This window comes from Bacillus sp. FSL K6-1284 (genome assembly GCF_038002625.1).
Lineage (GTDB): Bacteria > Bacillota > Bacilli > Bacillales > Bacillaceae > Bacillus > Bacillus paralicheniformis.
In genome coordinates this window covers 3519460-3532986 of the sequence record NZ_JBBOCW010000001.1, presented here as the reverse complement: position 1 = coordinate 3532986, position 13527 = coordinate 3519460, and the positions used below count along the sequence as shown (strand labels likewise).

The 13527-nt window shown below is 47.0% G+C and carries 13 protein-coding genes; 7 read left to right on the top strand and 6 right to left on the bottom strand.

All coding sequences use genetic code 11. From position 1 onward, the window contains the following. Nucleotide 1: 1 nt before the first annotated feature. Nucleotides 2-886, bottom strand: a complete 885-nt coding sequence (locus tag MHB72_RS18165; RefSeq protein WP_023856229.1) for a TetR/AcrR family transcriptional regulator — start codon at nt 884-886, stop codon at nt 2-4. A gap of 187 nt (nt 887-1073) precedes the next feature. On the opposite strand from MHB72_RS18165, the gene spxO reads away from it, so the two are divergent. Continuing rightward, the gene (gene spxO / locus MHB72_RS18160) at nt 1074-1238 is read left to right on the top strand and encodes an anti-adapter protein SpxO (RefSeq protein ID WP_023856228.1); all 165 of its coding nucleotides are present in this window, start codon (nt 1074-1076) and stop codon (nt 1236-1238) included. A 23-nt stretch (nt 1239-1261) separates the two neighbouring features. On the opposite strand, the gene MHB72_RS18155 is transcribed toward spxO, so the two are convergent. Together MHB72_RS18155 and MHB72_RS18150 are read right to left on the bottom strand one after the other, a co-directional pair. Next, complete coding sequence (locus MHB72_RS18155; protein WP_026580088.1) at nt 1262-2608, bottom strand: sensor histidine kinase; 1347 nt, start codon at nt 2606-2608, stop codon at nt 1262-1264. Then, nucleotides 2605-3279, bottom strand: coding sequence for a response regulator transcription factor (locus tag MHB72_RS18150; RefSeq protein ID WP_023856226.1), 675 nt, complete (start codon nt 3277-3279; stop codon nt 2605-2607). The genes MHB72_RS18155 and MHB72_RS18150 overlap by 4 nt, the downstream gene beginning before the upstream one ends. Before the next feature lie 238 nt (nt 3280-3517). On the opposite strand from MHB72_RS18150, the gene MHB72_RS18145 reads away from it, so the two are divergent. Continuing rightward, complete coding sequence (locus MHB72_RS18145) at nt 3518-4888, top strand: S1C family serine protease (RefSeq protein WP_095292314.1); 1371 nt, start codon at nt 3518-3520, stop codon at nt 4886-4888. Nucleotides 4889-5184: 296 nt separating this feature from the next. Here the strand turns inward: MHB72_RS18145 and MHB72_RS18140 are convergent, their stop codons facing one another. Next, nucleotides 5185-5649, bottom strand: a complete 465-nt coding sequence (locus MHB72_RS18140) for a Dps family protein (protein WP_020452896.1) — start codon at nt 5647-5649, stop codon at nt 5185-5187. Nucleotides 5650-5742: 93 nt separating this feature from the next. Then, on the bottom strand, nt 5743-6585 hold the full coding sequence (locus tag MHB72_RS18135; RefSeq protein ID WP_216919561.1) for an oxidoreductase: 843 nt from the start codon (nt 6583-6585) through the stop codon (nt 5743-5745). A gap of 142 nt (nt 6586-6727) precedes the next feature. Here MHB72_RS18135 and MHB72_RS18130 point away from each other — a divergent pair, with 142 nt between their 5' ends. The 3 genes from MHB72_RS18130 to MHB72_RS18120 all read left to right on the top strand — a co-directional run bounded on the left by MHB72_RS18130 (nt 6728) and on the right by MHB72_RS18120 (nt 10303). Further along, nucleotides 6728-7882 (top strand): D-alanyl-D-alanine carboxypeptidase family protein, encoded by a 1155-nt coding sequence (locus tag MHB72_RS18130; RefSeq protein WP_026580086.1) that lies wholly within the window; start codon nt 6728-6730, stop codon nt 7880-7882. A 110-nt stretch (nt 7883-7992) separates the two neighbouring features. Then, nucleotides 7993-9777 (top strand): M3 family oligoendopeptidase, encoded by a 1785-nt coding sequence (locus MHB72_RS18125; RefSeq protein WP_216919564.1) that lies wholly within the window; start codon nt 7993-7995, stop codon nt 9775-9777. Between the two features lie 79 nt (nt 9778-9856). Beyond that, nucleotides 9857-10303, top strand: coding sequence for a YusW family protein (locus tag MHB72_RS18120; RefSeq protein ID WP_020452892.1), 447 nt, complete (start codon nt 9857-9859; stop codon nt 10301-10303). 40 nt (nt 10304-10343) lie between these two features. On the opposite strand, the gene MHB72_RS18115 is transcribed toward MHB72_RS18120, so the two are convergent. Next, on the bottom strand, nt 10344-11321 hold the full coding sequence (locus MHB72_RS18115; protein WP_020452891.1) for an ABC transporter substrate-binding protein: 978 nt from the start codon (nt 11319-11321) through the stop codon (nt 10344-10346). 152 nt (nt 11322-11473) lie between these two features. On the opposite strand from MHB72_RS18115, the gene MHB72_RS18110 reads away from it, so the two are divergent. Next, entirely contained in the window at nt 11474-12475 is a 1002-nt protein-coding gene (locus MHB72_RS18110) for a FecCD family ABC transporter permease (protein WP_020452890.1), read from the top strand. After that, entirely contained in the window at nt 12472-13527 is a 1056-nt protein-coding gene (locus tag MHB72_RS18105) for a FecCD family ABC transporter permease (protein ID WP_035400297.1), read from the top strand. Before MHB72_RS18110 ends, MHB72_RS18105 begins: the two co-directional genes overlap by 4 nt.

Genomic DNA, 13527 nt, shown 5'->3' with positions numbered 1-13527 from the left:
ATCATCCGTGCGGATGGTGCATGTCTTTTTTGATCAATTCAGCGAGTTTGTCCGTTTCTTTTCGAATCGCATCATATTCCTTCAAGTTGGATATCATGCCTTTGATGATGGCGTTTTTGCGCTTTTCTTTTCTAAGCTCTTTTTCCAGAATATCCAGGCTTTCGGCAAGATCGGCAGGAGGAGCGCCGTTGTACTGCTTGTTCGCTTTGACACGCATTTCATTGAGGAGGGCGTCCTTCAGCGGATCAAATGTGTAAAAGGGGCCGAACCACTCGTCTGCTTTTTCGAATGAAATCAGCGGCTGATCATTGCGCTTGATCATCCCCTTTGCCAAATCGTCGAGGCGGTTCAGCATGTGGTCGGCGAGAGACTGCAGGTCGAACGAATGGTGCAGCAAAATCATCAGCTCAAGATAGACATCGCTCATTCCGTTGATCATAAAGCACAGTTCGGCGCTGTACGGTTCAATGTCTTTGCCGTAAATGTTCTGGATGTTTTCGATGTGCAGCCTGAGCGTGGTTCTCCGCATTTTTTTCGCGAACGCTTCAATTTCGTCATTGATCGGCATTGACCGCTCATTAAACTGCATCGTGATAAACTCTTTGTGCTCCAAAATGTTTTCGAAAAAAACGACGAGCTGCATCCGGTACACATCGCGCGGATGGTCATGCTCCGTTTTGATTTTCTGAATTCGGGTAAAGATTCTTTCATAGTAGTAGTGAAGGACTGAAAGGAGGAGCGCTTCCTTTGATTTGAAATAAATGTAGAAAGCGCCTTTTGACATTTGGCACTCTTTTGCAATCTCCTGAACTGAAGTAGAGCTGTATCCTTTTTTTGCGAAAAGTTTGATGGCTGTTTCAATAATGACTTTCTCTTTTTGTTTCATTGCTTTCACCTTCCTGAAAGATCGAACCCGAAAGCGGCTTTCGGCGGACCGTGGTGACTGGCGGGTCACTTTTTCTGCTCCGTTATATTTTTAACTAGATTGTAACTTGTTTTTTTGTTTGATATTATTTATATTATAAAGTAAGGTGACCGAGTGGTCAAAATTTGTGGAGAAAGGGTGAAGGTTGATGAAAGAAATCGATGATATGATCAGGCGCCTGCGCAGCAGGGGAATTAAGGTGGACAAAGTCAAATATCCAAAGCATGTCCTGTGCGAAAAGAAATGGATGAAAAAGCCGAAAAACACGATGAAGCCCAGCTATCGGGATTTCAACGGCTATTCGTTTATATGAAAAAAGACTGCAGCGTCTACAGTCTAATTTCGCGGAACGGATATTGAGTAGCACACACCGGTTTGATCATTCCGAATGGTCATGTCAGCATGGTGGAGCGTCAAGATTCGTTTAACGATGCTGAGTCCAATGCCGAATTCGCCTTTCTTCCCTTTATTAAAAGGCTCATACAGGCTGGAAAGCATCTCTTCTTCAATGTGTGGTCCGTCATTTTTAATGGTGATCAACGTATGTTTTTTCGTCGACCTGACGCTGATTTCAATGCATGTCTCCGCATAGCGGATCTGGTTTTCAAGAACGTTTTCCAACAGCTTGCTCCATTGTTCTTGATCGCCCGTCAACATTGTTTCCTCTTCAAGATCAATCTTCCAGTTCAATTCTTTTTTGGACCATTTCAAGCGTTCAACAACTTCTTTAATGACCTCTTGTATATCAAAAGTTCCGTACTGTCTTTCTTGTCTCAGCAAATAATCAAGCTTTGTCAGATAAAGAAGATCCTTGATTTTCTTTTCAAGTTTTTCAGCTTCGCCTTCAATGACTTCAATCGTGTTTTCCAAATCTCCTTTAGGGTAGATGCCGTCTTTGATCGACTGGGTATACCCGCGGATGACCATGACCGGCGTTTTCAGATCGTGGGAGATGTTTTGCAGGAGCGTGCGTTCTGTCTCATCTTTCTGGATGAGCTTTTGCCGCATGTCCTCAATGGTGTGCCCGAGCTTGCCGATTTCGTCTTCCCTGTCGACAATCACGGGATCATCCCAGTCCTGTTTAGAGATTTGTTTGACGTGTTTTTCAAGCGTGACGAGCGGTCTTGATAAATATTTCGCCAGCCAGATGGAAGGAATCCAGCTCAGCAAAATGACGACAATCAAAATAAACAGCAGCTGCTTAAACAGCGTATGGGACAAATCGTCCCTGTATGAATCAAGCGCATAGGACAATAGCAGAAACGTCTGGTCCTGGGTCTGGATTTTTTTGAGCACAAAGAAAATGTGCTCTCCGTTGACATTCTCCGAATACCTTTTTGAGGACTCGTCCTGTCTTTTGCCGAGCTTCTGAACCTTCTCGATAAATGAATCAGGGAGAATCTGCGGGCTTTGGTAGACGGTTCCTCTCTCAGGCAGCAGGACGTGCTGAACGTGGCGGTTTGTGCTTCGTGAGCCGCTGCTTCCGCCGAAGCCTCTTTCCGGTGAATCGGAAAATCCGTATTCTGTGAGAACATGCTGCTCATTTTCAATGTTCGTATAAATTTCGTCAGTAAAAAAGTTCTGCAGTGTTGTCGAGAATAAAAACGTCAGCAAAATCGAGACCGTTAACAGGATGCCGCAAATGACACTCCAAATTTGAAAGGCGAGCGACCTGTTCTTCATGATTTCAACATCCTGTAGCCGAACCCGTAGATGGTTTCCACTTTCAGTTCGGGCATTTTCTTGCGCAGCCTTCTGACAAGATCGTCAACGACGCGGTCGGTTCCGAAGTAATCGTCTCCCCAGACGCTGGTGAGGATATCCTCCCTTGAAAAGGCGCGGCCTTTGTTGTTTATAAATAGAAGCAGAAGATCAAATTCCTTTGACGTCAAATTGATCATGCTGCCATTTTCATAGACTTCTCTCAAGTCTTCATAGACTTCATAGCAGGAAACCGGCGTTCCTTTCTTCATTTCTCCCGGTTCTTCTTTATATATCAGCTTGAGCAGCTTTTGTACGCGGATGATCAGTTCCCTGGGGAGAAACGGCTTAGATATATAGTCACTGCTGCCCAGCTCAAGCCCCAGCACTCTGTCAATATCGGCATCGCGTGCAGAAATAAAAATGACGGGGACTTCCGGATCATGATTTTTTATTTCTTTTATTAGCGTATACCCGTCGATATCTGGTAACATGATATCGAGAATCCATAAATGAGGTGACTGGCCTATTTTTTGCCTGGCACTTTCACCGTTTAGAAAAGAAGTGACGTGCCAGCCTTCACTCTCTAAGTATTTTGTCAGCAATTCATTTAAATTCTCTTCATCTTCAACTAGATAAATGGAGTATGACAAGGGCGGTTCACATCCTTTCTACGTCATTATACTAGTTTTAACATAAGTCTGGTCAATTTTCATAATTTCACATATTCTTTTCATTTTTATCCCACAATGTTTTCGTAACATACTCATCAGGGAAGAAAGGGAATGAAAACAGAGTGAACGACGGCCGGGTCTCTTTTTTTGTGGATGTTAAAGCTTTTATGCCATTTGCGATAGTTGAAGACAAGAAAAATAAAGGAAGTGTACGCTTATGGATTTTAGACGCGATGACGAACAAAAACATGCAAATGAAGAGCAGCTTCGCGAAGAAGCGCAGACGCCGCAAACGGCAGGTTCTGAGGAGCAGCAGTCAGAACAGCCGGCAAAGGAGCCCGAGCTGATTTTAAAGAAGGATACAGACGATCAGTCAGATCTTACGAATAAAGAAACCGCTGCAGCCCTGGAAGATGCCAAGGAAACGAGAGCGGCAAAAGAAAAGCGGCGTAAGGCTTCGTGGCTGAGCCCGATTTTGGGCGGCATCATCGGGGGCGGTTTAGTGCTTGGAATCTCTCCGTATCTTCCGGGCGATCATCCGAGCGAAACCGCCGGAACCGAACAGACAGAGCCAAAGCAGTCGCAGAATTTCAACACAAAACCTGTCACAAACGCAGATAACGTGCCTGATATGGTGGAAGATTTGGAGCCTGCAATCGTCGGCGTTTCAAATATTCAAACGAGCTTCGGCTTCTCTGAGGACGACGTGGAGGAAAGCGGCACGGGATCAGGCGTCGTCTTTAAGAAAGACGGCGGCAAGGCCTACATTATTACAAACAACCATGTCGTTGAAGGCGCTTCGAAGGTAACCATCTCCTTATACAACGGTAAGACAGCGGATGCCAAGATTATCGGCAGTGACGCTTTGACTGATCTGGCTGTTTTAGAGATCAGCAGCAAAGGCGTTGATAAGGTTGCAAGTTTCGGAGATTCCGCAAAACTTCGCGCCGGTGAAAAAGTAATCGCGATCGGGAACCCTCTTGGCCTTCAATTTTCAAGAACGGTTACAGAAGGTATCATCAGCGGTGTCAACCGGACAATTGAAGTCTCCACATCTGAAGGGAATTGGGATATGAACGTCCTTCAGACAGATGCGGCGATCAACCCTGGAAACAGCGGCGGCCCTCTGATTAACAGCAGCGGGCAGGTCATCGGCATCAACAGCCTGAAGATCAGCCAAAGCGGTGTTGAATCACTTGGTTTCGCGATTCCGAGCAATGATGTTCAGCCGATCGTTGACGAGCTTTTGCAAAAAGGAAAAGTGGAGCGGCCTTTCCTGGGTGTGCAAATGATCGATATGCAGCAGGTGCCGGAACAGTATCAGCAAAATACGCTTGGCCTTTTCGGAGACCAGCTCAATAAAGGCGTGTACGTCGATAAAGTATCGCCGAAATCGCCTGCGGCTGATGCGGGCATGAAAGCCGGCGACGTCATTACCAAAATGAACGGCAAAAACGTCGAAACCACTTCAGATCTTAGAAAAATTCTTTATACTGAAGCAAAAGCAGGAGATACCGTCACATTTGAGGTGCTGAGAAACGGAAAGCAAACAACAATGAAAGCAAAGCTTGCGAAAAGCAAATCATAAATAAAAGCCATGGCGTCTGCCATGGCTTTCAGCGTGTCGACAAACCCTCGCATTCGTTGTCAGGCCTGCGCGTCGGTGCTCACGAATAGAGGAAGGATCGGCGGCTAACCGCCCAGGCGTCCTGCCTAAACGCCGCCGTCATCACATCCTGTGAAAGTCAGCTTCCGATGCTCGGCTTTCCTAGACTGCAAGGGTTGAGGGTCACGCTGAAAGGATGACAAAATCCCAAAACAAAAAGCCGCTTTGGGATTTTGTCAACAATCTGAAGCCATGGCGTCTGCCATGGCTTTTTCATATTACTTGTCCAAAAATGAACTAAGCATCCAAATTTGCTTATCAATTTCCTCTGTCAGGGCGATATAAAGGTCAGCGGTAGAATGGTCTGATTTTTCTTCCGCCAGTTCTATGGTATGCTGAATTTCATCGCGGATTTGACGGTAATCGCTGACAAGTGCGGAAACCATTTCTTCGGCCGTTTTTTCGGATCCGTTTTCCTCGATTGTGCCGTGGTCAAGGTATTCTTTCATTGTGGCAAGCGGCTGTCCGCCGATGGCCAGCAAGCGTTCCGCGACCACATCTGCCGTTTCTGCGGCATGGTTGTAAAGCTCTTCGAATTTTTCATGAAGGGTAAAGAACTGCGGCCCTTTTACATACCAGTGAAAACGGTGAAGCTTCGTGTAGAGAATGAACCAGTTGGACAAATTCGTATTCATTGAGTTTTCAAGTACAGGATTTTGCTGTTTTAATTGTTGAGAGATCATGTGATATTTCCTCCTCGTGTTTTCATTTGTTAATTATATTATAACAAATATAAGATTAAAATCAATACTAAATTATAATTATTTTAAATAACCTTATTTAAACAAATTTTTAATGACCGCGCGTTCCCAAATCCTCCATGGCAGGGCGCTGTGGAGGAGGATCATGAGGCGGACGCCCCTGCCGATCGGATAGCGCAGCCTGTTCAGCCGCTTTTTTACAGCGAGGCGGCAAATCAGTTCAGCCACATCATCAGGGTTTCCGTAATATTGGCGGTTCGCCGCAATGTAGGCGGAGATTCGCTCAAAATATGTACTGTACCGTGATTCGGCTTCAGGTGCAGTGACCTGGGCGGCAAATGATGTCTCCCAAATCGCCGTCTGATACGATCCCGGCTGGACGACGGCCACATCGATTCCGAATGGGCGGAGTTCGAGGCGGAGGCTTTCTGAAAAGCCTTCAACCGCATGCTTTGATGAAGCATATGCCGAGAAAGCGGGGAAAGCGATCTGTCCGCTGATACTGCTCAGATTAATGATTTTGGCGCCGCTGTGTTTCTTCATATAAGGAAGGACCGCTTTCGTTACCGCCATCAGGCCGAAAACATTTGTCTCATACTGTTTTCTGTAGTCGTCAAGAGAAAGCTCTTCAGTAAATCCGCCGTATGCCGTTCCTGCATTATTGACGAGAACGTCTATCTGTCCGTACGGTTTCAGCTCTTCGGTAAATGTTGAAATCGATTGTTCGTTTGTGACATCTAGTTCAGTGACGGCAATCGATGAATCGATCGAAAGCTCCGCTATGCGGTTCCGTAAAGCTTCCGCTTTTTCGGGATGGCGCGCCGTTGCGATGACGAAATGAGTGCCGGCGAGTTTTAAAGCGGTCAATAAACCAAATCCGCTCGTCGCGCCTGTTACGATGGCGATTTTATTATTCAATGAGTTTCCTCCATTCAAAATTTTGGCTTGTTGACAAAAAAAGGCTTGTCAGCGGCAGTTTATCATTGATAAAATTTAAAAAGTGCTAAAAGACCTATTTTTTATAAAAAAACGCAAGAGAGAAAGAAGGCAGGGTGACACGATGAATGTTAAACGATCCCTCCTGTTCATTATTGTACTATGTCTGACGCTGTTTTTTCATAGCTCGGCTCAAGCAGGAGAAAAAAACAAACCGGAAATTAAAAGTGTTTCCGCCATATTGATCGATGGGAAATCGGGGCAGGTTCTCTATGAAAAAAACAGCCGCAAAAAAATGTACCCGGCCAGCATTACAAAAATTGCCACGGCGATTTATGCAATAGAAAACGGAAATCTAGAAGATCGTGTGAAAGTCAGCAAAAATGCTGCTCAAACGGAAGGATCAAGCGTATATCTGGAAGCGGGGGAGTCGGTTCCATTAAAACGGCTGCTCCAAGGGCTGCTGATGAATTCGGGAAATGACGCCGGAACGGCGATCGCCGAACATGTCAGCGGAAGCGTGAAACAGTTTGCGGATGATTTGAACGCGTTTATTGCTGAGCATGCCGGAGTGCATGACACTCATTTTGTGAATCCTCACGGACTGTTTGACAAAAATCATTATACGACGTCCGCCGACATGGCGAGAATTACCGAGTACGCAATGAAAAACAAAACGTTTCGAGCGCTTTTTTCGGAAAAGCAAACGTCATGGCACGGACAGACGTGGGACACGACGCTGAAAAACCATCACCGAATGCTGACAGGTGAGATTCCTTACAAAGGAATAACCGGCGGCAAAACAGGATTTGTGGATGAATCAAAGCATACCCTTGTCACAACGGCAACACGGGGCAGCCTTAATTTAATCGCCGTCATCATGAAGGCCGATAGCAAGAAAATGATGTACAGCGATACAAAAACGCTTCTGGATGAAGGATTTCACAATTACGAGACACAAGAACTCAAAAAGGGAGAGGCGTTTACCGACCAGAACGGGACAAGCCATGAACTGAAAAACCCTTTATACGTGACGAAAAAGAAAGGCGAAGCCCTGAGTGAAAATGTAGACAGCGACGGAATTCTGAACATTAAAGGGGAGGACGGCAGGCTGCTTCAGGCCCTGCAAATCGCAGAACCATTCAGCGCGGAAATATCAAGCGGCACAGATGCTGTTCAAGGCCCGCCGCAAAGTAAAGGCGGATTGTATTTATTTGTGTTCGGCCTAATCGGTTTATTGACGGCCAGCTATGCGGTCAAACGGATGAGGCAGCTGTAATATGATCAGGGAAGAGGCGTGCCGGCTCACAAGCCGGCCGTTTTTTATTTGCCCTGAAAAGCCAAATTTATCTTATAATGGAAACAAGCCAATGAAAGGGGACGGGAACAATGACATTTCATCAACTTAAAGATACGTGGGATCTCGAGGTTTTCTTTAAAGGCGGGAGCGGCTCCGTCGAGTTCCGTCAATATTTAAATGAAATTAAAGCACTGCTTTCAACTTTTAAACGCTCTGCCGAGGCTCTTACCGTCTCAAAAAGCGGTCTTGATGAATTGAAGGAAACACTGGCGCTTTTTGAAACAATTGATGTTAAAATCCGCGAAGCAGACGCTTTTGTCGGATGTCTCCAAGCGCAGGACACTGCGGATTTAAAGGCGAATGCCCTTAATTTTGAGGTCACCCAGCTCGCTGCCGATGCTCAGAAGGCGCTGGTCGTGCTTGACAGCAAATTTGCCGTTGTCTCAAATGAAGAATGGGAAGCGATCCTTCAAGAAGCAGGCATTTCCAATATCGCTTATATTTTGAATGAGAGAAGGGAGCGGGTAACGGAAAAGCTTGGTTCCGAACAGGAAACATTGATTCAAGGTTTGTCTGTTGACGGATATCATGCTTGGGGTGATATGTACGACAGCATCGTCGACCAAATTCAAATCCCGTATGAAGAAGATGGCGAGACGAAAATTCTGTCTGTCGGACAGGCGCAGAACCTGACATCTAAACCTGACAGAAAGATCCGCCGCTCCGTATCGGAAAATTTGGACCACGGCTGGGAACAGCACGCTGATTTGCTCAGCAGCACGCTGAATCACCTCGCCGGTTTCAGACTGAACGTCTATGAGGCGAGAGGCTGGGACAATGTATTAAAAGAACCCCTGGACATCAATCGCATGAAGCAGGAAACCCTTGATGTCATGTGGCAGGTCATTATTGATCATAAAAAGCCGTTTGCAGACTATCTTTCCCGGAAGGCGTCTATGCTTGGGCTGGATAAACTGAGCTGGTATGACGTCGAAGCGCCGATCGGTTCAGCGGCAAAGGAATATTCGTATCAAGAGGCAGCCGCTTTTATTACCGGGCAGTTTAAAACGTTTGGAGAAAAGCTCTCCTCCTTTGCCGAAAAAGCGCTCAGAGACAGATGGGTTGAAGCTGAGGACAGGGGAGGCAAACGCCCGGGCGGCTTTTGCGCCAATTTTCCTGACAGCGGGGAATCGAGAATATTTATGACATTTGCAGGAAGCCAGTCAAACGTTTCCACGCTGGCGCATGAGCTTGGCCATGCCTTTCATCAGGAATCCATGCTGGACGTCAGACCGCTAAACAGGGCGTACGCGATGAACGTGGCGGAAACCGCGTCCACTTTTGCAGAAATGATCGTGGCTGATGCGGCATTAAAACAAGCCGGTTCAGACGAAGAAAAACTCGTCCTTCTGGAAGATAAAGTCCAGCGAAGCGTCGCCTTTTTTATGAACATTCACGCGAGGTTTCTATTTGAAACCCGCTTTTACGATGAACGAAAAAACGGCGTCGTATCCGCCGGAAGACTGAACGAGCTGATGGAAGAAGCTCAGAAAGAAGCGTTTTGCGGCGCGCTTGGCGAGTATCATCCGTATTTTTGGGCATCAAAGCTTCATTTTTATATTACGTCTGTCCCGTTCTACAATTTTCCTTATACGTTCGGCTACTTGTTTTCGCTTGGCATTTACGCGCAAGCGCTGAAAGAGGGGACGGCGTTTGAAGAAAAATATATCGCGCTCTTAAAAGATACAGCCTCCATGTCTGTTGAGGAACTGGCGATGAAGCATCTCGGCGCCGATCTGACGAAGCGGGATTTCTGGGAAGCGGCCATTCAGCCGGCTGTCCGTGATGCAGAAGCATGGTTAGAGATGATATAAAGGCTTCCGCTGAGAGATTGAATGAGTTTCCGCAAAGTGGACATAGCTAAGGATAATGTGCATAGAGGAGATGAACGGTATGAACCTATTTCGGATGGCCGTTATCGCTCTCGTCATGATCCTGATGACCGGCTGCCGTTCAATAGCGGAAGAACATGCCGAAGGCAAGGAGGCCGTTCCCGATAACGCTCCTGTTTCAGATGTGGAAAGCGTGCCTTACGCTGCATTTGCATTGGAAGTGAACTATGGCCGTGGAAAGCACAATTCGTTTACAGCCGTATACGACAAACAGGAGCGGGAAGAAGCATCGATTAAAGACCACCTGAACGGAGCGGACCGCGAAGGGGAAGAAGCTTTAAACGAAATGAAAATGGTTTTAAGCGAGCTTTCGATCGCCAAATCCGATTCAAAGCAGGACGTGATCAGCAATGTGCTCGAGGCTTTCAATCTTGATGAGCGATATGACCTGTTTCATCTGCGGGTGAAATGGCCGGATGGTACGTCAAGAATCTATCACGGAAAATAAACAAAAGAGCATTTCCAACGGCGGAAATGCTCTTTTTTGCTTACGATTTTAAAAAGTATTTTTCGATGTCATCAAGGAACAGATACGCTGCTTTGACACCGCCGGCCGTCGTCCAGATCGCATCGTCGACTTCGTGGGCGTTTCCGGTTTTGACAGCGTTCAATTTTTTCCAAAGCGGATCGCTTGTCCAATCGTTTTGCCATGTTTCGGCCTCTGTTTTGCTTTCGGCAGGTTTATATGTGAAATAGAACAGGACATCCCCATCCATTTCAGGGATCGATTCTTTATTTTCCGTCATAAAAACAAATTTGTCGTCTTGTTTTTCAAACAGTTTTTCCTGTTTTTCCGGATACTTAAAACCGAGCTGATCCAAGATGATTCCCGGGAAAGAATCTTTATAGTAAATCCTTGATTGGCCGGCCATAAATCTGACAACCGACACCCGTTTCTTTTTCTGGTCACCGAGCTTGTCGCTTAATTCGCTGACTTTTTTATCGAAATCTTCTAAAACTTCTTTGCCCTTTTCCTCTTTGTTTACCGCTTTCGCGTAGAGGGAGAAGTTGTCTTTCCATTCGCCGCGCAGCGTTTCAGAGAAGACAGTCGGAGCAATTTTTTCAAGCTTGTCGTAGATTTTTTCATGTCTCATTTTATTCCCGATGATTAAATCAGGCTTTAGCTCGGCTATCGCTTCGATATTCGGTTCGCCTTCGAGCCCGACTTGCTTAACGCCTTTCATATCGGCTTGAATATGCTTATACCAAGGATCGCCTGTCCAGGATTTGACTGCACCCACAGGTTTGATTCCGAGTTCCAAAAGCGCTTCGGTTCCTTCATTTGTTAGGACGACGACTCTTTTTGGGTCTGCAGGCACTCGTTCTTCCGTACCCATTGCGTGTTTAACGGTGATCGTATCTTTATTCTCTCCGCCCTTTGCAGAGTCATCCTTGCCTCCGCCGCAGGCTGCAAGAATTGAAATCGCTAACAAAGCGATAAATCCAACAATTGACCATCTCTTCATGTGTGTCCTCCTTAGGTATGTAAGTCATTCATCCTGATCATAATTTTTGATCAGAATTTTGTCAATTGTTAATTGAAAATGATTTTCAAGATCAATGTTATCTGATACAATAACCAGTAGATGTTTCAGTCAAACTAGGAGAATTTTAATTTATGCTCTTAAGAACGAATAAATATAGAACAATCGCACTACTGTCTTTTATTTTGGTGCTGGTTGCCGCCGTTTGCGCTAGTATCGTATACGGTTATACGAATACGTCATGGTCGATGGCCTACAAGGCTTTTACCGGCTTCAGCGGCTCTAATGAACATCTTGTCATCAAAAACGTGCGTTTGCCGCGCGCGCTGATTGCTGCAACTGTCGGCGCTTCCCTCGGAGTTGCCGGCGCTTTAATGCAGGCGATGACCAAAAACCCGCTTGCTTCCCCGGGAATTTTCGGCGTGAACGCGGGTGCCGGTTTCTTTGTTGTTGGAGCGCTGTTTTTCTATCACGTCAGTTCGCTTCAGACGATTGCATGGATCTCGTTTTTTGGTGCAGCGTTTGCCGCGCTTGTCGTCTATTTTGTCGGCTCTCTCGGAAGGGAAGGGCTGACGCCGGTCAAGCTGACGCTTGCAGGGGCGGCGATGTCAGCGCTGTTCTCATCATTGACGCAAGGCATGCTTTCCGTTAATGAAGCAGCTCTTGAGCAGGCGCTGTTTTGGCTTGCGGGCTCTGTCCAGGGGCGCGACCTCAGCCTCTTGGTCTCCGTCCTTCCATATATCGTGCCGGCATTCATCATCAGCTTTTTACTCGGGTCGAAAATCAATGTCTTAACGATGGGGGAGGAAGTGGCAAAAAGCCTCGGCCAGAAAACGTGGCTGATCAAAGCGTTGATGGCGGTTTCGATTATCCTGCTTGCCGGGGGATCTGTCGCCGTCGCCGGGCCGATCGGTTTTATCGGTATTGTTATCCCGCATTTTGCAAAATTTATCGTCGGCCACGACCATCGCTGGGTTCTTCCGTACTGTGCCGTGCTGGGAGCCATCCTGCTTGTAACCGCAGACATTGGCGCAAGGTACCTGATTATGCCTGAAGAAGTGCCTGTCGGCGTCATGACAGCCATCATTGGGACACCCATTTTTGTCTATATCGCGAGAAGGGGGTTCCAAAAATGAAAAATTACCGCACGCTGAGAATCGGAAAAGGCGGCATTTCATTGTTGATCGGCAAAAAAGCGCTGTTTTCGTTCGTGATCCTATTGGTGTTGACGGCTTGTGCAGTCATCCTCAGCGCCGGCATCGGTGAACGTTTTATTTCTCCGGGCGCCGTCGCGAAAACGTTTTTGGGCATGGGGGATCCGGGCGATGACCTGATCATTATGTCCTTCAGGATGCCGCGGATTTTGGTCGCTCTGTTTGCCGGAATCTGTCTGGCGGCAGCCGGATCGATCCTTCAGGGTCTGATCCGCAATCCGCTCGCTTCGCCGGATATTATCGGTGTGACCGGCGGGGCTTCAGTCGCCGTTGTCTTGTTTTTAATGCTGTTTTCCAATAAAAACAATGCGCTTACGGTCAGCATCAGCTGGCTCCCGGTTGCCGCATTTATCGGCGCGGCTCTCGCCGGAATGCTCGTTTATTTTCTTTCATATAAAAACGGCTCTTCGACTTTCAGGCTCGTTTTGATCGGAATCGGATTTTCGATGCTTGCCCAGTCGCTGACGACATTGTTTATGATAAAAGGACCGATATACAGAATGTCTCAGGCGAACGTCTGGATTACCGGATCAGTATATGGATCGAACTGGCAGGATGTGAATATTTTAATGCCGGCTGCGCTTGTCCTTTTGCTGATATCCGCAGCCGCCGCCAGAAACGTCAACATTCAGACGCTTGGTGAAGAACTGGCGACAGGAGCGGGCAGCTCGGTTCAGCGGAACCGCTTTTTGCTCCTTCTGCTGAGCACGGCTTTTGCCGGAATTGCCGTTGCCTTTGCCGGAACCGTCGGATTTGTCGGTTTGATGGCCCCGCATATCGCAAGAAGGCTTGTCGGTTCATCATTCGGCGCCCTCTTGCCGGTTGCAGCGCTGATCGGAGGATTGCTTGTGCTGATTGCCGACATCATCGGACGCACGCTTTTTTCTCCCGTTGAAGTGCCTGCCGGTGTGTTTACTGCAGCGATCGGCGCCCCTTACTTTATCTACTTGCTGTATAAAAGCAGAAACCAATAA